The sequence below is a fragment of the Microbacterium cremeum genome (assembly GCF_015277855.1).
In the GTDB taxonomy this organism is placed as follows: Bacteria; Actinomycetota; Actinomycetes; order Actinomycetales; family Microbacteriaceae; genus Microbacterium; species Microbacterium cremeum.
Genome location: NZ_CP063812.1, coordinates 1246684 through 1267846, shown reverse-complemented (window position 1 = coordinate 1267846; position 21163 = coordinate 1246684). Strand labels below are relative to the sequence as shown.

Below are 21163 nucleotides of genomic sequence, written 5' to 3'. Positions count from 1 at the left end.
TGGGAGCCGTGCCTGCCCCCGTCGTCCTCCCCCGCCTGACATGGGGGTCCGCCACCGCCTCCCGTCGCGCGCTCCTCGTCCACGGGCTCGGCTCGAACGGCGCGCTCATGTGGCGGTACGGCGTCGCGCTCGCCGAGGCCGGGTGGCGCGCGGATGCGGTGGACCTGCGCGGGCACGGCACGGCTCCGCGCACGCTCGACTACACGCTCGCCGCCTACGCGGCCGATCTGGCCGAGACTCGCCCGGGCGCAGTCGCCGAGCCCTGGGACCTCGTCGTGGGTCACTCGCTCGGAGGCGCGGCATCCGTTCTGTCCGTCGCGGACGATCCGTCTTGGACGCGCCGGCTCGTGCTCATCGACCCGGCAATCGCGCTCACCGACCGCGACCGCACGATCGTGCGCGACAGCCAGACCCGCTCGTTCGCCGACCCGAGCCAGGACGCGGTGCGCGCGGAGCACCCCGGGTGGCACGAGCAGGATGTCGAGCTCAAGGCGCTCGCGGCGCAGCAGGCGAGCCGCTGGGCGGTCGAGCAGACCAGCGCCCAGAACCACACGTGGGATGTCAGCGACGCCGCGCTGCGCGTGCAGGTGCCCACGCACGTGATCGCCTCCGACCCGTCGGTGTACTCGATCTTCGCCGGCAAGCCCGCCGAGCACGTGGTGGCCCGCAATCACGTGTTCACGATGTCGATCGTCGAAGGGGCGGGTCATTCGCCGCACCGGGACGCTCCGGACGCGACGATCTCGGCCCTCCTTCGCACTCTCGGCTGAGGCCCCCGCGGGCGCGATCCGCCCGCGACCGCGACGTGTTCGCGCGTAGGGCGCAAGAATGGCGGAGTGGCCCCCTTCGATGCGCGCGACCTGCTGCCCGATGACCTGCTCGAACGGTTCCGCGAGCGAGCGGCGATCCACGACCGCGAGAACACGTTCCCGGACGACGACCTGGCAGACCTGAAGGATGCCGGCTACCTGGCGATCCTGGTGCCGCGCGAGCTCGGCGGCTCAGGGCTGGGCCTGGCCGAGGCATCCGTCCTCCAGCAGCGTCTCGCGGGCGCGGCGCCGGCGACGGCCCTCGCGATCAACATGCACCTGGTCTGGACGGGCGTGGCGAAGGTGCTCGCCGACCGGGACATCGACGCGCTGCGGTTCGTGCAGGAAGGCGCCGCCGCCGGCGAGGTGTTCGCGTTCGGCATCAGCGAGGCGGGCAACGACCTCGTGCTGTTCGGGAGCGGGACGGATGCCGCGCCGCTGCCGGACGGCGGCTACGCGTTCACCGGCACGAAGATCTTCACCTCGCTCGCGCCGGTCTGGACGCAGCTGGGCCTGCATGGCCTCGATACCTCATCGGCGGACGCGCCGCAGATGGTCTACGCGTTCGTGCCGCGGTCCGAGGTGCAGGCGGGGCGCATCGCGGTGCGTGACGACTGGGACACGCTCGGCATGCGCGGCACGCAGTCGCGCACGACCGAGCTTCACGGCGCCGTCGCACCGGCAGACCGCGTGGTGCGGCGCCTTGCGCCGGGACCGAACCCCGACCCCCTCGTGTTCGGCATCTTCAGCGTGTTCGAGCTGCTCCTGGCGTCGGTGTACACCGGCATCGCCCGCCGTGGGCTCGATCTCGCGGTCGCCGCGGCCGGCACGCGCACGTCGAAGAAGACCGGCAAGCCGTACAGCCAGGACCCCGACATCCGCTGGCGCATCGCCGGCATGGCGCTCGCCTACGATGCGCTCCCACCGCAGATCGATGCCCTCGCGCGCGATGTCGACGGGCTGACCGATCACGGCGCGCGCTGGTTCTCGCTGCTCGCGGGTGTCAAGCACCGGGCGGTCACGGCGGCCAAGACGATCGTCGACGACGCGGTGCTCGTCGCGGGAGGGTCGTCGTACTTCGCGGCGAACGAGCTGAGCCGCCTGTATCGCGACGTGCTCGCGGGCCTGTTCCACCCGTCCGATCCGGAGTCGGCGCACTCGACGGTCGCGACCGCGTGGCTCGGACCGCTCGAGCCGTAGCCTCACGCCCGCAGTTCGGTCGCGAGCATCCGCACGAGCTCGATGTGCGCTCGGAAGCTGCGGACCATCTCGCTGGTCGCGTGGAAGTTCAGAACCAGACGGATGCCGAGCTCGGGCACCGTGAACGCGTGGGCACCGGTGACGCCGAGATGCCCGACCGCGCGCGGCAGGCCACGAAGGAACGGCGAGAACCCGTCGTAGTGCAGCCGCATGAGCCCCGCGCCGTACCGGATGCCGGGACGGAACCGGTGCGTGGTCTGCGCCATCGCCGCGCGCGAGGCCTCGCCTCCCAGGCGTCCGGCGCTCCACGCGCTCCAGAACCGCGCCAGGTCGTCGACGGTGGTGACGACTCCCCCGCCGCCCCAGTCGCAGCTGAGACTCCGGGACCGGCTGAGCTCGTTCCGCGCGAGGAACACCGGCGCGATGTCGAGGTCCGCCGCCGGATTCGGTGCGGTCGATGCCGCGCCGCCGGGGAGCGTGTGAAAGAGCAGGCACGAGTCGGCCATGCCCGCCGGGCGGAAGATCCGCTCGTGCAGCTGCACGCCGAGCGGGTGGCCGCCGGTCTCTTCGACCACGCGCGCGAGCAGCACGTATCCGGTGTCGGAGTACGAGAATCGCGCACCGACCCGGGCGACCGGCCGCTGGCGGTCGCGACTGAAGGCGAGCAGGTCGGCCGGCGTCCAGAGCCGGTCGGGCTCCGTCTCGAGCAGTCGCGAGAAGGACGGGCCGCCGGTGACGCGTCCCCCGAAGTAGTCTGCCGCGCCGCTGGTGTGCGTGAGCAGATGCCTGGTCGTCACCTGAGCGGCGTGGTCGTGGCCGTCCCGGACGAACAGTCCGCGCCAGTCGGCCTCCGGCAGCAGACGGGTGATCGGTGCGTCGAGGTCGAGGTCGCCTCGCTCGGCCAGCCCGAACGCGAGGGTCGCGGTCATCGACTTCGAGACGCTCGCGGCGTGGAACCGCCGGCTCCGCTCACCCGAGGCGAACTCGAACCCCGGAGCCTGGACGAGCACCTGCGCCGCCGGCAGCCCGCGGCGGGCTCGCGCGCGGTCGACGCGCGCGAGCACGCGCACCATCTTCGTCGCGAGGCGCGCGGGCTCGGTCACGCGCATGACAGGATCGGTCGAGACATCACTCACAGATATACCCCTTAGATATATCTTCAAGGTATATCCCTTCGGGAGGCACGGTGCAACAGGTCATCCTCGGGCTGCTGATCCTGCACGGCCCGCTGTCGCTCTACGCCGTCCAGCGGCAGTTCCAGCAGGGCGTCTCGCTCTTCTACAGCGCGAGCTTCGGGAGCATCCAGCGCGCTCTGCGCCAGCTCGCCGACCACGGTCTGGTCATCGTCGGCGACAGCGCGGACGCGCGCGGCAGCAAGCCGTACACGGTGACGGATGCCGGGCGGCAGGCGTGGCGCGAGTGGATGCTGTCGCCGATCACCGGCGGTGACGTCGAGACCGCCGCGCTCGCACGGATCTTCTTCCTCGGCCTGCTCAGCGACGACGACGAGAAGCGGAGCGTCATCGACGCGGTGCGCGCACGCGTCTCCGCCGACCTCGCCGAGCTCGTGGGCGTCGCCCAGAGCGTGGACGCCTCGGAGGTCCCTCTCGAGTTCGCAGACGTGTTCGTCTTCCAGCGTGCAACGCTGGATTACGGCATCCGCTCGAATCGGCTCGCGCTCGACTGGTGCGACGAGCTCGCCGACCGCGTCGGCGCGACCTCGCACTGAAGCCGCCATCCCCTCCGAGCGTGCGAGGATGACCGCATGGCGCGGACCCCGGGACACCTGCTGAGCGTCGCCGACCAGGAGCGCCGGCGCGGACTGCGGGTGATGAAGGGCGTGGCGCTCGGGGCGCTGCTGTTCATGGCCGCCCTGTTCGCCGTCTCGTTCCCGTTCCAGCAGGAGGTGCCCGCGCTGGCGTACGTGCGGGCGGCGGCCGAAGGCGGCATGGTCGGCGCGCTCGCGGACTGGTTCGCGGTGACGGCGCTGTTCCGGCATCCGCTCGGCATCCCCATCCCCCACACCGCGATCATCCCGAACCGCAAGGACGAGATCGGGCGCAACCTCGGCGAGTTCGTCGAGACCGAGTTCCTGCGCGGCGACGTCGTGCGCGCCAAGCTCGAGGCGACCGCGGTCGCCGCGCGCCTCGGCGAATGGCTGCGCACACCCGCTCATGCCGAGCGGGTCGCGGCTGAGGCATCCGTCATGGCCGCCAACGTGCTCGGCGCGCTCAGCGACGACGACGTGCAGGACGTCATCGAAGACCTCGCACGCGAGCACCTGATCGCCCCCGAGTGGGGACCGCCGCTCGGCGAGTGGCTCGCCCGCATCGTCGAGTCGGGCGCGCACCACGGTGCCGTCGACATGGCGCTGGAGACCATCGCGGCGTGGCTCGACGCCAACCACGCCGCGTTCACCGGCCTCGTCTCGCGCCGGCTGCCGTCGTGGGTGCCGTCGGTCGCGCAGCGGCTCGTCGACGACACCGTCTACAACGAGGCCGTGAAGTTCGTCGCCGCGGTGCGCGCCGACCCCGTGCACCCGGCACGACTCGCCGTCGACGGGTACCTCGACCGCCTCGCCGACAACCTGCAGCACGACCCCACGACGATCGGGCGCTTCGAAGACGCCAAGCACGTCGTGTTCGACAGCCCGCGCGTGCGCGAGCTCGCCGCGGCGGCGTGGAACACCGCGAAGTCCGGGCTGCTGCGGTCGCTCGCCGATCCCGCCAGCGGCCTGCGCCGGCGCGGCGCGCAGGCTCTCGCCGAGATCGGCGAGCGCCTGACGACGGATGCCGCACTGCAGCGTCGCGTCGACTCGTGGGTGACCGACGCCGCGGTGTTCCTCGTCGACCGCTACCGGCGCGACATCGCCTCGATCATCACCGACACCGTCGAGCGGTGGGATCCCGCCGAGACGACGGAGAAGATCGAGCTCATGGTCGGCCGCGACCTGCAGTACATCCGCCTCAACGGCACGATCGTCGGAGCCCTCGCGGGCCTGGCGATCTACTCCATCGCCCACGCGCTGCTCGGCTGATCCCGCTACTCTGATCGCGTGAGCGCCGATCCGCCCGCACCACCTGACCACCTGCTGTTCAGCTACGGCACGCTGCAACGGCCCGAAGTCCAGCTCGACACTTTCGGGCGCCTGCTCGACGGCGACGACGACGTCCTCCCCGGGTATACCGTCGACTACGCCGAGATCGAGGACCAGCGCGTCGTGGATCTGTCGGGACTGTCGGTCCATCCCGTCGTGCGCGAGACCGGGAACCCGCTCGACAAGGTCGTCGGACGCGTGCTGCGCGTCACCGAGGACGAGCTCGATGCCGCGGACGAGTACGAGGTGACGCTATACCGGCGCACGTCGGTCGTGCTCGCCAGCGGCCGCACCGCGTGGGTCTACGTCTCCGACTGACGGACGGGTAGCGTCGAAGCCGTGACGCTTGCCCACGACCCTCTCTGGCCGCGCGCCGGATCCTGGCCCGCCCTCGACGAAGCCCGGGACGATCCCGGCACGTCCGGGTCGCAGGCACGCCGTCCGGCGGCCGCGATCCTCGGCATCCCCGCGTTCCGCACGTCGCTGTCGCCCACCGGGGCCCACGCCACCCCCGCCGCCGTGCGCGAGGCGCTGCGCCGTTACAGCCCGGCGCTGCTCGGCCCGCCCCCGGTCGACCTGGACGAGGCGCTGCACATCGTCGACGCGGGCGACCTCGACGAGCCCGACGGACCGGCGGGCGAGGCATCCGTCCGCGCCGCCGTCGCAGCCCTGCGCGAACGTGCCGAACTCGTGATCGGGCTCGGCGGCGACAACTCGATCACGTACGCGATGGCGCAGGGCGCCGCCGCGACCGGACTCATCACGATCGACGCGCACTTCGATCTGCGCGACGGGGTGTCCAACGGCTCCCCGGTGCGCCGGCTCGTCGAGGACGGCCTCGACCCGGCGCGGATCGTGCAGCTGGGGATCGCCGACTTCGCGAACTCGGTCGCGTACGCGCGGCGCGCCGCCGACCTCGGCATCACGGTCGTCACGCTCGACGACGTGCGCCGCCGCGGCGCCGCCGACGTGGTCGCCGAGGCTCTCGAGATCGCCGGAGCGGGCGGCGGCGCGATCCACCTCGACATCGACGTCGACGTGTGCGACCGGTCGGTCGCGCCGGGGTGCCCGGCGTCGGTTCCCGGGGGCCTGCAGGCGTGGGAGTTGCGCGCTCTGGTGCGGGCTGCGGCATCCGACCCGCGCGTGCACAGCGCCGACATCGTCGAGGTCGACGCGACGGCGGATGCCGCCGACGCGCGCACCGTGCGCCTGGCGGCGCTGTGCGTGCTCGAGCTGCTGGCCGGGAAGGCGGTCGCGCGATGATCACGCTCGTGCTGGTGCGGCACGCGAAGTCGGACTGGAATGCCGTACGCGAAGATGGCGAACCCGTGCTCGACGACCACGACCGGCCGCTGAACGACCGCGGCCGCCGCGACGCGCCGCGCATGGCGCGGCGGCTCGCCGAGACGGGGTTCCGCCCCGACGCGCTCCTGTCGAGCACGGCCGTGCGGGCGCGGACCACGGCCGAGGCGTTCGCGTCCGAGCTCGGCGTGCGCGTCTCGACGGACCCCGGTCTCTACGGCGCGCCTGCGCGCGCGCTCCTCGCCGCCGCGGCGGCCACGCGTCGGCCCTCGGTCCTCGTCGTCGCGCACGACCCGGGCATGAGCGTCCTGGCCGCGCACCTCTCGGACGACGGCATCGGCCATATGCCGACGTGCGCCGTCGCGAGGTTCACGTGGGAGGTCGACGACTGGGACGTCGCGACCGTGCTCGACCCCGACGACTGGACGCTCGACACCCCGCGCTGAGCCCGCGTGCCGCCCCGCGGAGCGAGCTCAGCGCGGGGTCAGAGGCGTCGGCCGGCGACCCACACGTCGCGCACGAGCGGCACCCCCGGTCGGTACGCGAGATGCACGCGCGTCGGCGCGTCGAGCAGCACGAGGTCGGCGCGCATGCCGGGCGCGACCGCACCGATGTCGGAACGGCGCAGCGCGCGGGCGCCTCCCGCGGTGGCCGCCCACACCGCCTCGGCGGGCGTCATGCCCATCTCGCGCACGGCGAGCGCGATCATGAGCGGCATCGAGCTGGTGAAGCTCGATCCGGGGTTGCAGTCGCTCGCGAGGGCGACCGTGACCCCGGCGTCGATGAGCCGCCGCGCGTCGGGATAGGGCTGCCGCGTCGAGAACTCGACGCCCGGCAGCAGGGTCGCGACCGTGCCCGACCCGGCGAGAGCGGCGACGTCGTCGTCGTCGAGATACGTGCAGTGGTCGACGGATGCCGCGTCCATCGCGACCGCGATGCGCACCCCTTCGCCGTGCCCGAGCTGGTTGCCGTGCACGCGCGGCGCGAGGCCGTGCGCGGCGCCCGCGGCGAGGACGCGCCGGGACTCCTCCGGAGTGAAGGCGCCGCGTTCGCAGAAGACGTCGATCCACCGGGCGTGGGGCGCGGCGGCCCGGAGCATCTCGTCGCACACCAGGTCGACGTACTCGTCGCGCCGCTCGGCGTACTCGGCCGGCACCACATGCGCGCCGAGGAACGTCACCTCGGGCGTCACCTCGGCCGCCAGTCGCGCGAGCCGCTCCTCGTCTGCGACGGTGAGCCCGTACCCGGTCTTGACCTCGAACGTCGTGGTGCCCTGGGCGTGCAGCTCGGCCACGAAGTCGCGCAGCCGCGCCCGCAGCTGCTCATCGGTGGCGGCACGGGTGGCCGCGACCGTGCGCTGTATGCCGCCCGCCGCATACGGCGTGCCGGTCATGCGCGCCTCGAACTCGTCGGCACGGTCTCCGCCGAACACGAGGTGGGTGTGGCTGTCGACGAACCCCGGGATCACGGCCCGTCCGCCGGCGTCCACGACCTCCACCCCCCGCGAGAGTGCATCTCCCGGACGAGAGGTAGGGAGGTTGCCTACCCCTCGTCCACCAGCTGCACTCTCGCGGTCGGGGTCGGGGTCGGGGTCGGGGTCGGGGTCGCCGTCGGGGTCGGGGGCGGACCCCGGGCCGAGCCCGCGGCCGAACCCCGGGCCGAGGCCGAGGCCCGCGCCGGTGCCGAGACCGCGGGCCGGGCCGACCCAGGCGATGCGGTCGCCCTCGATCAGCACCGCCGCATCGTGCAGCGTGCCGTACGCGTCGCCGTCGCGGCCGACGTTGGTCGTCAGCTCGCCGATGTTCGTGATGAGCGTTGCACTCACAGCATCGGCACCTTGAGGCCGCGCTCGCGCGCGACCTCCTCGGCCCGCTCGTAGCCCGCGTCGACGTGCCGCATGACCCCGGTGCCGGGGTCGTTGGTGAGCACGCGCTCGAGCTTCTCGGCGGCCAGCGGCGTCCCGTCGGCGACGGTCACCTGCCCGGCATGGATGCTGCGGCCGATGCCGACCCCGCCGCCGTGGTGGATCGACACCCACGCCGCGCCCGAGGCCGTGTTCAGCAGGGCGTTCAGCAGCGGCCAGTCGGCGATCGCGTCGGAGCCGTCGGCCATCGCCTCGGTCTCGCGGTACGGCGAGGCGACCGAGCCGGCGTCGAGGTGGTCGCGGCCGATGACGATCGGTCCCGAGAGCTCGCCCGACGCGACCATCTCGTTGAACTTCAGGCCCGCGAGATGGCGCTCCTTGTAGCCGAGCCAGCAGATGCGCGCCGGCAGTCCCTCGAAGTGCACGGCGTCCCCGGCCTTCTGCAGCCACCGCACGAGCCCGGCGTTGTCGGGGAACAGCTCCATGACGGCGCGGTCGGTCTTGCGGATGTCTTCGGGGTCGCCCGACAGGGCCACCCACCGGAACGGCCCGCGCCCCTCGGCGAACTGCGGGCGGATGTAGGCAGGCACGAAGCCCGGGAACGCGAACGCGCGGTCGAAGCCGCCCAGCTGCGCCTCGGCGCGGATCGAGTTGCCGTAGTCGAAGACCTCGGCTCCGGCATCCTGGAATCCGACCATCGCGGCCACGTGCGCGGCCATCGACTCGCGAGCGCGACCGGTGAATCCTTCGGGATCGGCGGATGCCTCGGCCTTCCACTCCTCGAACGCCACGCCGAGCGGCAGATAGGCGAGGGGGTCGTGCGCGCTGGTCTGGTCGGTCACGATGTCGACGGCGAGCTCGCCGTTCCGGTGCCGGCGCAGCAGCTCGGGGAACACCTCGGCGGCGTTGCCGACGACGCCGACCGAGAGCGCTTCGCCGGCCTGCTTCGCCGCCGCGACACGGGCGACGGCCGCGTCGAGGTCGGTCGTGTACTCGTCGAGGTAGCCGTGGTCGACGCGGCGGGCGAGCCGGGACTCGTCGACGTCGACGATCAGCACCGCTCCCCCGTTGAGGGTGACGGCCAGCGGCTGCGCGCCGCCCATGCCGCCGCATCCGCCGGTCAGCGTCAGCGTCCCCGTCAGGTCCTCTCGTCCGAGAGACCGCGCGACCGCCGCGAACGTCTCGTACGTGCCCTGCAGGATGCCCTGCGTGCCGATGTAGATCCACGACCCCGCGGTCATCTGGCCGTACATCGTGAGGCCGAGCTGTTCGAGCCGGCGGAACTCCGGCCACGTCGCCCAGTCCCCTACGAGGTTCGAGTTCGCGATGAGCACGCGCGGCGCCCACTCGTGGGTGCGGAAGACGCCGACCGGCTTGCCCGACTGCACGAGCAGGGTCTCGTCGGGCTCGAGCTCGTCGAGCGTGCGGACGATCGCGTCATACGCCGCCCAGCTGCGGGCGGCGCGGCCGGTGCCGCCGTACACGACGAGGTCCTCCGGATGCTCGGCGACCTCGGGGTCGAGGTTGTTCATCAGCATGCGCTTGGCGGCTTCGGCGCCCCAGCTCTTGGCCGTGCGCTCCGCGCCGCGCGGCGCCCGGACGGAGGCCCGGGCGGCGGCCGTGTCGGTGTCGATCGTGGTCATGAGTCGATTCCACACACGTGGGCGCGGCGCGACAACCGGCTTCGCCGTGGTGGTGTCTGGCATCGCAGACAGGCGGCCCTTGCCCCGCCCCGCCGCGACTTGGTGCAATGGGACCATGACCGCCGGCGCACCCCGCACCGATGCCGAGCGAGGGCGCGTCCTGCGGGCGGTGCTGCGCGAGCACGCGGTGCCCTCCGCGGCGCTGCGGGCCGAGGGGCTCATCGACGAGATCCCCGAGCTCGCCGCGCTCGCCCGCACGCCGCAGGACCCGTCGTGGCACCCCGAGGGGGATGTGCTGGTGCACTCGCTGTGGGCCGCCGATCTCGCCGCGGAGCATGCGATGCAGACGGATGCCGCGCCCGGCGACCGCGAGCGGCTCGTGCTCGCGGCGCTCTGGCACGACATCGGCAAGCCCGACACGACGCGACGACGGGACGGGCGGATCACCTCGTACGGTCACGCCGAGCGCGGCAGCGAGATCGTGCGCGCGCTGGGCCGGCGCCTCGGGCTTCCCGGCGCGCTCACGCGCGCGGTCGGCGAGATCACCGCGACGCACATGGCCCACGCCTCCGTCACCGGCGAGCCGAGCGCGAGGGCGGTCCGCAGGCTCCGGGACCGGCTGCACGGCGCGGGCACCTCGCTCGAGGACTGGGCCGTCGTGGTGCGCTGCGACGGCCTGGCGCGCGGCGTCGCCGCCCGCCCGGACGCGTCGGTCCCGTGGCTGCGCGCGGCCCGGCGGCTCGAGGAGCGACGCGGCGCGGGCTCGTCCTAACGCGCGGTCGCCGAGTACGCCGCCTGCGCGACGGCGCCGGAGCGGACCAGCCCGGCGACGGCCTCCATGTCGGGCGACAGGAAGCGGTCGGGACCGGGGCCGCCCACACCGGCGTCCCGCACGAGCCCGCGCACGGCCCCCGTCGCGGGCCCCGGCTGCAGCGGCGCGCGCAGGTCGAGCGCGCGCGCTCCCGTCAGCACCTCGATCGCGAGGACGCGGGCGAGCCCGTCGATCGCGCGGCGCAGCTTGCGTGCGGCGGCCCACCCCATCGAGACGTGGTCCTCCTGCATGGCCGACGACGGGATGGAGTCGACGGATGCCGGAACAGCCAGCCGCTTGAGCTCCGAGACGATCCCCGCCGCCGCGTACTGCGCGATCATGAGTCCCGAGTCCACGCCCACCTCGTGCGCGAGGAACGGCGGCAGCCCGTGGCTGCGCGCGGGGTCGAGGGCGCGGTCGGTGCGGCGCTCCGAGATCGAGGCGACGTCGGCCACCGCGATCGCGAGGAAGTCGAGCACGTAGGCGACGGGCGCCCCGTGGAAGTTGCCGTTGGACTCGACCCGGCCGTCGTCGGTGATGACGGGGTTGTCGACGGCCGCGGCGAGCTCGCGCGACGCGATGAGGCGCGCGTGGTCGACGGTGTCGCGCGCTGCGCCGTGCACCTGCGGCGAGCAGCGCAGCGAGTACGCGTCCTGCACGCGCGTGCACACGGCGGGGTCGCGGTGCGACGCGACGATGGGCGAGTCCGCGAGCACGGCGCGCAGATTCGCCGCCGAGGCGGCCTGGCCGGCCTGCGGGCGCAGCGCCTGCAGGTCGGCGGCGAACACGGCGTCGGTGCCGAGCTGGGACTCGACCGACATGGCGGCGGCGACGTCGGCGGTGTCGAGGAGCAGGGAGAGGTCGTGGATCGCGAGAAGCAGCATCCCGAGCATCCCGTCGGTGCCGTTGATGAGGGCGAGTCCCTCCTTCTCGCGCAGCACGAGCGGCGTGATCCCGCCGGCAGCCAGCGCGTCGGCCGCGTCGACCTCCTCGCCGGTCGCGTTTCGAACGCGCCCCTCGCCCATCGCGGCGAGCGCCACGTGCGACAGCGGCGCGAGGTCGCCCGAGCAGCCGAGCGAGCCGTACTCGCGCACGATCGGGGTGATGCCCGAGTTGAGCATCGCCGCGTAGGTCTCGACGACGACGGGGCGCACGCCGGTGTGCCCGGTCGCGAGCGTCTGGAGCCGCAGCAGCATGAGGGCCCGCACCACCTCGCGCTCGACCTCGGCGCCGGTCCCGGCGGCGTGGGAGCGGATGAGGCTGGCCTGCAGCTGCAGGCGGCGCTCGGGTGCGATGAACGTCGTCGCGAGCGCGCCGAAGCCGGTCGAGATGCCGTAGTGGGGCACGGCGTCACCGGCGAGTCCCTCGACGAGCGAGCGCGCCGTGGCGACGCGTTCCAGTGCCTCCGGCGCGATCTCCACTCGCGCGTCGTGGCGGGCGACCGCGACGACGTCCGCCGGCCGCAGCGGTGCGGCGCCGACCGTGACGACGGTGCCGGGGATCTCGGGCGCAGGGTTCATGCCTCGATTCCACACCGCCGGGCTGCCGCACGACACCGAGGCGTGGCATCCTGTGTCTGTCATGCCAGACGATTTCGCGACCGATGGTCGCCCTCAGGTGCCCGCGGCGGATCAGACGCTGCGCATCCTGTCGTTCCTCGCCCGCCAGCGCGGTCCGGTCCCCGCACGCACGATCGCGACGGGGCTGGGCATCCCGCGGTCGAGCGTGTACCACCTGCTCGCGGCGCTGCAGCATCACCAGTTCGTCGTGCACCTTCCCGAAGAGCGTCGCTGGGGCCTGGGCATCGCCGCGTTCGAGCTCGCGGGCGGCTATGCCAGACAGGAGCCGCTCGCGCGGCTCGGGCGCCCGGTGCTCGCCGACCTCGTCGACCGCACGCGCGAGAGCGCGCACCTCGCCGTCATGCACGGCCGCGACGTGCTCTACATCGTCGAGGAGCGGGCGGCGCGCCGCCCGGCGCTGGTCACCGACGTCGGGGTGCGACTGCCGGCGCACCTGACGGCGACCGGCCGCGCGATGCTCGCGGCACTGCCGCGCGAGCAGGTGCGGGCGCTGTTCCCCGATGCCGCGGCGTTCGCCGATCGCACCGGGCGCGGTCCGCGACGCCCCGCCGAACTGCGCGAGCTTCTGCAGCAGGCCCGATCGCGGGGCTACGCGACCGAGGACGGCGAGGTGACGCTCGGCATGCGCTCGATCGGCGTGGCCGTGCGCGATCACGCCGGGTGGCCTGCCGCGGCGATCGCGATCACCTGGCCCGTGTCGCCCGGCGACGAGAGCCCTGAGATCGAGGCGCGCGCCGGCGAGCTGGCCGCCACGGCCGCCGCCTCGGCGGCCGAGCTGGAGCGCAGGATCGGGCGTGCCGGCCGGCAGCGCGCTGCGCACTAGCTTCCGCGACGGCCGCCCGCAACCCCCTCCGCTCCCGCCGGCGATCTGGTTAGCGTCGCTGCATGCTCCCCGCAGACATCCCCGACGATGCCCAGGTCCTCGATCTCATGGACCATCGCGCCGTCCCGAGCGTGACGATCGCCCTCGCGTCGTCGCCGCTGCCGCAGGACCACGAGCGCGTGCGCCTCGCGCTGCGCGACGCGATCGACGACGCCCGCCGGCGCATCGCGCAGCGAGACGACCTCCCCCACGGCGCGGCGCAGGCGGTCGAGGCGCGGCTGATGTCGCTGCTCCAGGACGACGACTTCTGGGCGCACCAGTCCAGGTCCCTGGTGGTGTTCGCCTCGCCGGGACGCGTCCACGCGTTCCGGCTCGCCGACCGCGTCGGCGACAAGGTCGTGGTCGGCGACCGGTTCGACACGTCCCGGCTGCTGCGCACGATCGCCTACCCCTGGCGCATCTTCGTGCTGCAGCTGTCCGAGCGGCTCGCGCGTCTGACCGAGGTCGGCCCCGATCACGGGCCGCTCGAGCACCCGCTCGATCTGCCGGACGACCACGAGCTCATGCTCCGCCACGCCGGCAACGACGGCGACGCCGATCGCGACCGCGCTCGCGGGGCGACCGGCGACCGGGTGGAGCGGGCGCGGTTCTGCCGCACCGTCCAGGACGAGGTCGTGCGCATCGTGCCCGGGCACGTGCCGCTCCTGCTCGCCGCGACCACCGAGCTCGCCCCCGCCTACCGGGCGGTGAACACGCATCCCGAGCTGCTCGAGGACGGCGTCGAGGCGCACCCCGAGTCGCTCGACGACCGCGATGTCGAGCGGCTCGCGCGCGAGGCGCTGGATCTCCTGCGCGCCGACGAGACGGCGGCGTGGAAGGAGGACTTCGGCACCCTCCGCGCCCAGCACCGCGCCACCACGCGGCTCAGCGAGGTCGCGGCAGCTGCGGCGTCGGCTGCCGTCGACGAGCTGCGCTTCGACCTGGAGTCCGACGTCACCGGGCGGATCGACGAGTTCGGCAACATCCTCGACCGCGGTGCGCCGGACGCTCCGCCGCTCGTGGACGAGATCGCCGCACGCGTGCTGCGCACCGGCGGGCGCGTCCGCGCCGTTCGGAACGGGGATCTCCTCGACGGGTCGCCGCTCGCGGCCACCTTGCGGTTCGAGGTGCCGATGTCTCGCTGATCCGGCGCGGACGGGCGCCGGGTCGGCACAGCACCGGCCGCCGCGGCGATCACGTGCCGCGAGATCCTGTCGGCACCCTGATCGCGGGCCCGCGCCGGCTCAGTCGACCTTCGCGACGGTGCCGCCGGTGAGGCGCACGAGCTCGTCGAAGGTCAGCGGGAAGACGGTGTGCGGCGTGCCGCCCGCCGCCCAGATCTCGGGGTGACGGGCGAGGTCCTCGTCGACGATGGTGGTGAGCGGCGCGGGGTGGCCGGTCGGCGCGACGCCGCCGATCGCCTGTCCGGTCGCCTCTCGCACCTGCTCGGGTGTCGCGCGCGTGATGCTCGTGCGCCCGAGGCGATCGGCGAGCGCGCCGGTGTCGACGCGGTGGGCTCCGCTGGTCATGACGAGGAGAGCCTCGCCGTCGCTCCAGAACACGAGGCTGTTCGCGATCGCGCCCACCTCGACCCCGAGGGCGGCGGCAGCCAGGGGCGCGGTGGAGGCGGCATCCGGCAGCAGCACGATGTCGCCCGCAATCCCCGCGGCGCGCAGGGAGTCGTGGACGAGACGGCTGCGCGCGGGAAGCTGGGCGGGGGCAGGCGTTTCGGTCACGACGCCAGCCTAGGACCGCGAGCCGGTGGTGCCGTGCGCGAGGATCTCGCCGTGCGGCAACAGCAGCCAGCCGTCGTCGGCGGCGGCCCACTCGCGCCATCCCTGCGAGATGCGGTGCAGGAGGGCGTCGTCGGCGCCGGTCGCGCGTGCGGCGTCGGCGAAGGCGGACTGCAGCACGCGGTCGGCCCACATGCCGCCCCACCACGCGCGGTCGGCCTCGTCCTCGAACAGCCACAGCGACGCGGTCGCGCGGATGCCGGACAGCCCGGCCTCCCGCGCCCATGCCTTGAGCCGGCGTCCCGCCGCCGGTTCGCCGGCGACGCTGCGGTGCGTCACGAGGTACAGCGCGAGCCATTCGTCCAGGGCCGGGATGAGCGGATACCAGATCACGCCGGGATAGTCGACGTCGCGCGCCGCCACGAGCCCGTCTGGGCCCGCCACCCGGCCGAGCTCCCGCAGCATGTCGGCGGGGCGCTCGACGTGCTGCAGCACCTGGTGCGCGTGCACGACGTCGAACTCGCCGTCGCCGTACGACAGGTGGTAGGCATCGCCCACCTCGAACGCGAGGTTCGCCGCGACGTGCTGCGCGGCGGCCTGCGCGACCACGTCGGCCGAGGCATCCGTCCCCACCACACGGCCGGGCGCGACGCGCTGCGCGAGGTCGGCGGTGATCGTGCCCGGCCCGCTGCCGACGTCGAGCACCGACGTCCCCGGCCTCAGGTGCGGCAGGAGGTAGGCGGCGGAGTTCTCGGCGGTGCGCCAGCGGTGCGATCGCAGCACGCTCTCGTGGTGTCCGTGGGTGTAGGCGTCCGGCATCCGTCGACAGTACCGCGCAGGAACGCGCTGCTCGCTGTCCGACCTGCCGTCAGGCGGACTGGACGGCAGGTTGCTTCACGCCCCCTTCACGAGCGCGCAATCTGCGCAGCCGTCCGCGAGGCGGTTGAACAATCCGCCGCGGGGGTGTGCAATAGAGACGGATGCCGCAACGCCGCGGCGTCTGCAGCGCACTGCCCACGAGGCCCGCCGAAGGAAGACCCGCGATGACGCACGCAACACCCTCCCTGCCCCTGCCCGATTTCACGCACGAGCGCGTGGAGGTGATCCAGGGGCGACGCAGCGGCCTCTTCCTCACCGTGGCACTGCACTCGTCCGTGCTCGGCTCCGCTCTCGGCGGCGCCCGCCTGTGGACCTACTCGCACTGGAGCGACGCGCTCGGGGACGCCCTGCGCCTGTCGGCCGCGATGACGCTCAAGAACGCCGCGGCCGGGCTCGACGCCGGCGGCGGCAAGTCCGTCATCGCCCTCCCGCCGGGGACGACCCTCGACCCGGAGCGTCGCCGCGCCGCCTTCCTCGATCTCGGCGACGCGGTCGAGTCGCTCCACGGCCTGTACCGCACCGCGGAGGACGTCGGCTCGACGACCGACGACATGCTCGTGGTCAGCGAGCGCACCGAGCACGTCGTCGGCCTCCCCGACGCCGTCGGCGGGTCGGGCGAGCCGGCCGGCCCGACGAGCCTCGGCGTGTACGAGTCGCTGCGCGCGACGCTCGAGCGGGTGACGGGCTCGCCCGACGTCGAAGGGCGCCGCATCACGATCTCGGGTCTCGGCCAGGTCGGCAGCCGCCTCGCCGTGCGCCTCTCGGCGGAGGGCGCGCAGCTCACGGTCACCGACGTCGACCCCGCCAAGCGCGACCTCGCGACCGAGCTCGGCGCGGCCTGGTGCCCGCCCGGCGAGGAGCACCTCGTGCCCGCCGACGTGTTCGTGCCCGCCGGCATCGGCGGCCTGCTCACCGACCAGGTCATCGACGCGCTGGACGCGAAAGCCGTGTGCGGTCCGGCCAACAACCCGCTGGCCGATCGCAGCGGCGCCGAGCGCCTGGCACGACGCGGCGTGCTGTACGCCCCTGACTTCGTCGTCAACGCCGGCGGCGTGATCTACCTCGACCTCGAGGCCAAGAAGCTCGGCACGCGCGGCGAGATCATGGAGCGCGTCGCCCACATCGGCGACACGGTGCGCCGCGTGTTCGACGAGGCGGCGACGCGGGGCGTCACTCCGCTCGAGGCAGCGGAAGGCCTCGCCGCCGAGCGCCTCGCGGCGGGCGGGCGCCAGCCGGCGCTCGCCGTCTGAGCCGCGCCGCCGGGGCGCGCGGAATGCCGCGCGTCCCGGCGGCTCTGCGTCCAGCATCGTGGAACTGCGTTCCACAGATCGCGGGATTGCGTACCAGATTCACCCGATCCGATGGCATGATGGGCCACGGCGCTCCGACGAGGGAGCGCCGGCGTCATCCCCCCGGCGGCACTGCCAGCACAGATCGAAGGAGATCCGGTGTTCACCAGCCCGTACCCCGATGTCGAGATCCCGGCCCTCAGCATCTACGACGACCTGTTCGCCAGTCTCGACGACGATGAGCTCGGCCGCGTCGCACTGATCGATCCCGCCACGGGCGCCGAGACGACGTACGGCACGCTGCGCGCCCAGGTCGACGCGTTCGCGGGCGCGCTCGCGGCGCGCGGGGTCGGCGTGGGAACGATCGTGGGCCTGCTCTGCCCGAACGTTCCGGCCTTCGCGACCGTGTTCCACGGCATCCTGCGCGCGGGCGGCACGGTCACGACGATCAATTCGCTCTACACCGCCGGCGAGATCGAGAGGCAGCTGCGGGATGCCGGTGCCACCTGGCTGGCGACGGTGAGCCCGCTGCTCCCCCAGGCGTCGGCCGCCGCCGAAGCCGTCGGCATCCCGCACGATCGCGTCATCGTGCTCGACGGAGCGCCCGGGCATCCGAACCTCCGTGAGCTGCTCGCCGAGGGCGCGCCCGCGCCGGAGGTCTCGTTCGACCCGGCGACCCATGTCGCCGTGCTGCCGTACTCGTCGGGAACGACCGGGATCCCCAAGGGCGTCATGCTCTCGCACCGCAACCTCGTGGCGAACGTCGCGCAGTGCCGTATCGCGATCGACCTCAGCGGCGACGACCGCGTGCTGGCAGTGCTGCCGTTCTTCCACATCTACGGCATGACGGTGCTGCTGAACCTCGCGCTGCGTCAGCGGGCGAGCCTGGTCACGATGCCGAAGTTCGACCTGGTGGAGTTCCTGACGAACATCCAGAAGTTCCAGTGCACCTACCTGTACATCGCGCCGCCGATCGCGGTGGCTCTCGCGAAGCACCCGATCGTCGACGAGTTCGACATCTCCAGCGTGCACACGGTCTTCTCGGGGGCCGCTCCGCTGGACGGCGAAACGGCGGAGCTCGCGGGTCGCCGCATCAACGCCCGCATGATGCAGGGCTACGGCATGAGCGAGCTGAGCCCGGTGTCGCACGCGATGCCGTCGCACCGCGACGACGTCCCGGTGAGCTCGGTCGGCACGATGCTCCCGAACACGATCAACCGGCTCGTCGACACCGAGACGGGTGAGGAGATCACCGAGATCGGTCCCGACGGCATCACGAAGCCGGGCGAGCTCTGGGTGAAGGGGCCGAACGTCATGCTCGGGTATCTCAACAAGCCCGAGGCGACGGCCGAGACGCTCGACGCCGACGGCTTCCTGCACACCGGCGACATCGCGGTGTACCACGAGGGCGGCTACTTCTCGATCGTCGATCGCGTGAAGGAGCTCATCAAGTACAAGGGCTACCAGATCGCGCCCGCAGAGCTCGAGGCGCTGCTGCTCGGGCACGCGAAGGTGATGGATGCCGCGGTCATCGGCGTGCTCGACGACGACAAGCAGGAGATCCCCAAGGCCTTCGTCGTCCCGGCGCCGGGCTCCGACCTCACCGAGGAGGAGGTCATGGGGTTCGTCGCGTCACAGGTGGCGCCGCACAAGAAGGTGCGCCGCGTGGAGTTCATCGAGGCGATCCCGAAGTCGAACGCCGGCAAGATCCTGCGCAAGGACCTCAGGGCGCGCGAGACCGCGACCGTCTGAGCCGGGCCGGGCCCTGGGCCGGCGCCGTCGAGCGCGGCTGAACGCACCCGCGTGCACCGCACGCTACGTTGGCGGCATGGACGGGGTGTGGCTCGCGGCGCTCAGCGGGCTCATCGGCGGCGGTACGCTGCTCGTCGGCGCCGCCGTCGCGTGGTGCGTCGACATCCCGCAGCGCGTCGTGGCGGGGATCATGGCGCTCGGTGCCGGCGTGCTGATCTCGACGCTCGCGTTCGAGCTCGTGGCGGAGGCAGCCGACATCGGCGGACTGATCACGACGAGTGTCGGCTTCCTCACCGGAGCGATCGCGTACATCCTCGCGGACTGGCTCGTGTCGCGTCCGCCGGCGCGGTGCCGCGAACTGCCGGCGAACATCGCGGCGCGGCGCGCGGGGTCGAAGCTCGCCGGCGGCACCGGCGCCGCGATCGCGATCGGCGCCCTGATCGACGGCATCCCCGAGTCGATCGTCATGGGTTTGTCGGTGCTGCAGGGCGGCATCAGCATCCCGATCGTGGCGGCGATCGCGATCAGCAACTTCCCGGAGGGCCTGGGATCGACGGCCGCGCTCAAGCGCAGCGGGTCGGGCGGTCGCTCGATCGCGCTGCTGTGGGGCGGCATCGCCCTCGTGACGGTGGTGGCAGCGGTCGCCGGCTACGTGGTGTTCCAGTCGGCGCCGCCCCACGTCATCGCCCTGATCACGACGATCGCCGCGGGCGGGCTTCTCGCGATGGTCTGCAACACGATGATCCCGGAGGCGTTCGATCAGCAGCACGCGCTCACGGGATTGTGGGCGACGCTGGGCTTCCTCGGCGCGTTCCTGCTGCACGAGGCCGCAGGCTGAGCCCGAGCCCCGCCCCGCGGTCCTGTCCTCCTCGACCCGACCCGGCCTCATCCGGGCTCCGGCGTCCATGATGCGAAAACACCGGTCCGTGTCGCGACACGCCGGGCCGCGGCATCCGTCACCGGCGTGTCGTCGTTACCGACTGGTGTTTTCGCACGTGGGTGCGAGCCGAGGCGCGGAGCCGGAGGGACGGACCTCAGGCGGTCGCGGTCCAGTCGGCGTCGCCGGCGGCGTCCGCCGGAGTGTCGGCCGACACACCGTGGAGCAGCTCGAGAGCGGTCTGTGCCTCGTCGAGACGCCCTTCGACCGCGAGCTCGCGGATGCGCACCGACGGGCGGTGCAGCAGCACGCCCGCGAGGTGACGCAGCGCCGCCTCGACGTCGTCGCCCGCCCCGCGGGCGCGAGCACGGGCGATCTCGTCGTCGACGACCTTGAGCACGTCGCGGCGCAGCGCCGTGATGGCGGGACCGGCGGCACGATCGGCGTGGAACTCGGTCGCCGCGTCCCCCACGATCGCACGCGCATCGGCGTGGGCGTTGAACTCCTCCAGCGGCGCGTGCAGTCGGATCGTCTCGAGATCGAGCAGCTCGACGCCCTCGACCCGGCCGACCGCGGGGTCGACGTTGCGGGGCAGCCCGAGATCGATGACGAGCACGCGGTGCCCGCCGGCGAACGCCTCGGCGTGCACGACCGCGTCGGCGGTGCACGTGATGACGACGTCGGCGACGGCCGCGGCGGCGCGGAAGTCGGCGACCGGCACGAGCCCGTGCTTGGCGGCGAACGCCTCGGCGCGGCCCGACGGCGAGAAGACGTGGATGTCGGCGGCGCCGCGAGCGCGCAGCGCATCGACCGTGCGACCCGCGTAGCGACCGGTGCCGACGACGACGACGCGCGCCTCGGCCCAGTCCGCGACGCGGCTGGAGGCGAGCTCCAGCGCGAGGCGCACGAGCGAGCGGTGGGCACCGCGCAGCTGCGTGCGGTTGCGCACGCCGCGGCTGGTGTGGGTCGCCCTCTGGAACAGCCGCTCCAGCTCGCTGCTGGTCATGCCCTCGGCGCGGGCGGCGTCGAGCGCGCGACGCACCTGTCCCGAGATCTCGTCCTCGCCCACCACGACCGAGTCCAGGCCGCTGGTCACCGCGAAGAGGTGGGCTGCGGCATCCGCCCCCTGATGCACCGCGACCGACGCGCGCAGGTGGTCGGCGGGAACGCCCGATGCCCCGGCCATGGCCTCGATCACGGACTCGACCGCGACGGCCTCGCCGCCGGTGAGCGGCTCGTCGATGTCGAGGTAGGCCTCGAACCGGTTGCACGTGGCCAGCACGACGGCGCCCGAGACGAAGATCTCGTCGTCCACGAGGGCGCGCGTGGCGGAAGGCGCGCCCACCGAGAGACGCTCCAGGATGTCGAGGCTCGCGTTCCGGTGGTTCGCGGTCAGACAGAGGAGCACCCGCCCATCTTAAGGCACGGCGGGGATGCCGGCTCCCGGGCCGGGAGCGCCGGGGGC

20 protein-coding genes are annotated in these 21163 nt (G+C 73.2%); 13 read left to right on the top strand and 7 right to left on the bottom strand.

Annotated elements, in window-relative coordinates; genetic code table 11:
* Positions 1-8: 8 nt before the first annotated feature.
* Both IM778_RS05575 and IM778_RS05570 read left to right on the top strand, forming a co-directional pair.
* A complete protein-coding gene (locus tag IM778_RS05575; protein ID WP_194411063.1) occupies positions 9-770 on the top strand; it encodes an alpha/beta fold hydrolase in 762 nt (253 codons plus the stop codon).
* 66 nt (positions 771-836) lie between these two features.
* Entirely contained in the window at positions 837-2009 is a 1173-nt protein-coding gene (locus IM778_RS05570) for an acyl-CoA dehydrogenase family protein (protein WP_194411062.1), read from the top strand.
* 2 nt (positions 2010-2011) lie between these two features.
* Here IM778_RS05570 and IM778_RS05565 read toward each other — a convergent pair whose 3' ends face one another.
* Positions 2012-3145 carry a serine hydrolase domain-containing protein gene (locus IM778_RS05565; protein ID WP_194411061.1) on the bottom strand — a complete coding sequence of 378 codons (1134 nt, stop codon included), beginning with the start codon at positions 3143-3145 and terminating at the stop codon, positions 2012-2014.
* 50 nt (positions 3146-3195) lie between these two features.
* Here IM778_RS05565 and IM778_RS05560 point away from each other — a divergent pair, with 50 nt between their 5' ends.
* The 5 genes from IM778_RS05560 to IM778_RS05540 are packed head-to-tail and all read left to right on the top strand — an operon-like array spanning position 3196 to position 6854.
* Positions 3196-3738, top strand: a complete 543-nt coding sequence (locus tag IM778_RS05560; protein ID WP_194411060.1) for a PadR family transcriptional regulator — start codon at positions 3196-3198, stop codon at positions 3736-3738.
* A 36-nt stretch (positions 3739-3774) separates the two neighbouring features.
* Positions 3775-5046 (top strand): DUF445 domain-containing protein, encoded by a 1272-nt coding sequence (locus IM778_RS05555; protein WP_194411059.1) that lies wholly within the window; start codon positions 3775-3777, stop codon positions 5044-5046.
* An 18-nt stretch (positions 5047-5064) separates the two neighbouring features.
* Positions 5065-5424, top strand: coding sequence for a gamma-glutamylcyclotransferase family protein (locus tag IM778_RS05550; protein WP_194411058.1), 360 nt, complete (start codon positions 5065-5067; stop codon positions 5422-5424).
* A gap of 21 nt (positions 5425-5445) precedes the next feature.
* Positions 5446-6369: an arginase family protein gene (locus tag IM778_RS05545; protein ID WP_194411057.1), complete on the top strand. Its 924-nt coding sequence runs from the start codon at positions 5446-5448 to the stop codon at positions 6367-6369.
* Positions 6366-6854 (top strand): SixA phosphatase family protein, encoded by a 489-nt coding sequence (locus IM778_RS05540; RefSeq protein ID WP_194411056.1) that lies wholly within the window; start codon positions 6366-6368, stop codon positions 6852-6854. The genes IM778_RS05545 and IM778_RS05540 overlap by 4 nt, the downstream gene beginning before the upstream one ends.
* Before the next feature lie 38 nt (positions 6855-6892).
* Here IM778_RS05540 and hutI read toward each other — a convergent pair whose 3' ends face one another.
* Both hutI and IM778_RS05525 read right to left on the bottom strand, forming a co-directional pair.
* A complete protein-coding gene (hutI, locus tag IM778_RS05535; RefSeq protein WP_228484768.1) occupies positions 6893-8233 on the bottom strand; it encodes an imidazolonepropionase in 1341 nt (446 codons plus the stop codon).
* Positions 8230-9915: a urocanate hydratase gene (locus IM778_RS05525; RefSeq protein WP_194411055.1), complete on the bottom strand. Its 1686-nt coding sequence runs from the start codon at positions 9913-9915 to the stop codon at positions 8230-8232. The genes hutI and IM778_RS05525 overlap by 4 nt, the downstream gene beginning before the upstream one ends.
* 115 nt (positions 9916-10030) lie before the next feature.
* On the opposite strand from IM778_RS05525, the gene IM778_RS05520 reads away from it, so the two are divergent.
* Positions 10031-10687, top strand: a complete 657-nt coding sequence (locus tag IM778_RS05520; RefSeq protein WP_194411054.1) for an HD domain-containing protein — start codon at positions 10031-10033, stop codon at positions 10685-10687.
* Here the strand turns inward: IM778_RS05520 and hutH are convergent.
* Entirely contained in the window at positions 10684-12246 is a 1563-nt protein-coding gene (hutH, locus tag IM778_RS05515; RefSeq protein WP_194411053.1) for a histidine ammonia-lyase, read from the bottom strand. The genes IM778_RS05520 and hutH overlap by 4 nt on opposite strands.
* Positions 12247-12307: 61 nt before the next feature.
* Between hutH and IM778_RS05510 the strand changes: the two genes are divergently transcribed.
* Positions 12308-13129 carry an IclR family transcriptional regulator gene (locus IM778_RS05510; RefSeq protein WP_228484767.1) on the top strand — a complete coding sequence of 274 codons (822 nt, stop codon included), beginning with the start codon at positions 12308-12310 and terminating at the stop codon, positions 13127-13129.
* 62 nt (positions 13130-13191) lie between these two features.
* Positions 13192-14313, top strand: coding sequence for a baeRF11 domain-containing protein (locus IM778_RS05505; RefSeq protein ID WP_194411051.1), 1122 nt, complete (start codon positions 13192-13194; stop codon positions 14311-14313).
* Between the two features lie 99 nt (positions 14314-14412).
* Here the strand turns inward: IM778_RS05505 and IM778_RS05500 are convergent, their stop codons facing one another.
* Complete coding sequence (locus IM778_RS05500; RefSeq protein WP_194411050.1) at positions 14413-14904, bottom strand: YbaK/EbsC family protein; 492 nt, start codon at positions 14902-14904, stop codon at positions 14413-14415.
* 9 nt (positions 14905-14913) lie between these two features.
* Positions 14914-15720 carry a methyltransferase domain-containing protein gene (locus IM778_RS05495; protein WP_194411049.1) on the bottom strand — a complete coding sequence of 269 codons (807 nt, stop codon included), beginning with the start codon at positions 15718-15720 and terminating at the stop codon, positions 14914-14916.
* Between the two features lie 224 nt (positions 15721-15944).
* Between IM778_RS05495 and IM778_RS05490 the strand changes: the two genes are divergently transcribed.
* From IM778_RS05490 to IM778_RS05480, 3 genes are all read left to right on the top strand, one after another.
* On the top strand, positions 15945-17030 hold the full coding sequence (locus IM778_RS05490) for a Glu/Leu/Phe/Val dehydrogenase family protein (RefSeq protein ID WP_194411048.1): 1086 nt from the start codon (positions 15945-15947) through the stop codon (positions 17028-17030).
* 198 nt (positions 17031-17228) lie between these two features.
* Positions 17229-18821, top strand: a complete 1593-nt coding sequence (locus IM778_RS05485; protein WP_194411047.1) for an AMP-binding protein — start codon at positions 17229-17231, stop codon at positions 18819-18821.
* 76 nt (positions 18822-18897) lie between these two features.
* The gene (locus IM778_RS05480; protein ID WP_194411046.1) at positions 18898-19659 is read left to right on the top strand and encodes a ZIP family metal transporter; all 762 of its coding nucleotides are present in this window, start codon (positions 18898-18900) and stop codon (positions 19657-19659) included.
* A gap of 196 nt (positions 19660-19855) precedes the next feature.
* Here IM778_RS05480 and IM778_RS05475 read toward each other — a convergent pair whose 3' ends face one another.
* Positions 19856-21106, bottom strand: a complete 1251-nt coding sequence (locus IM778_RS05475) for a glutamyl-tRNA reductase (protein ID WP_194411045.1) — start codon at positions 21104-21106, stop codon at positions 19856-19858.
* Between the last annotated feature and the right edge of the window lie 57 nt (positions 21107-21163).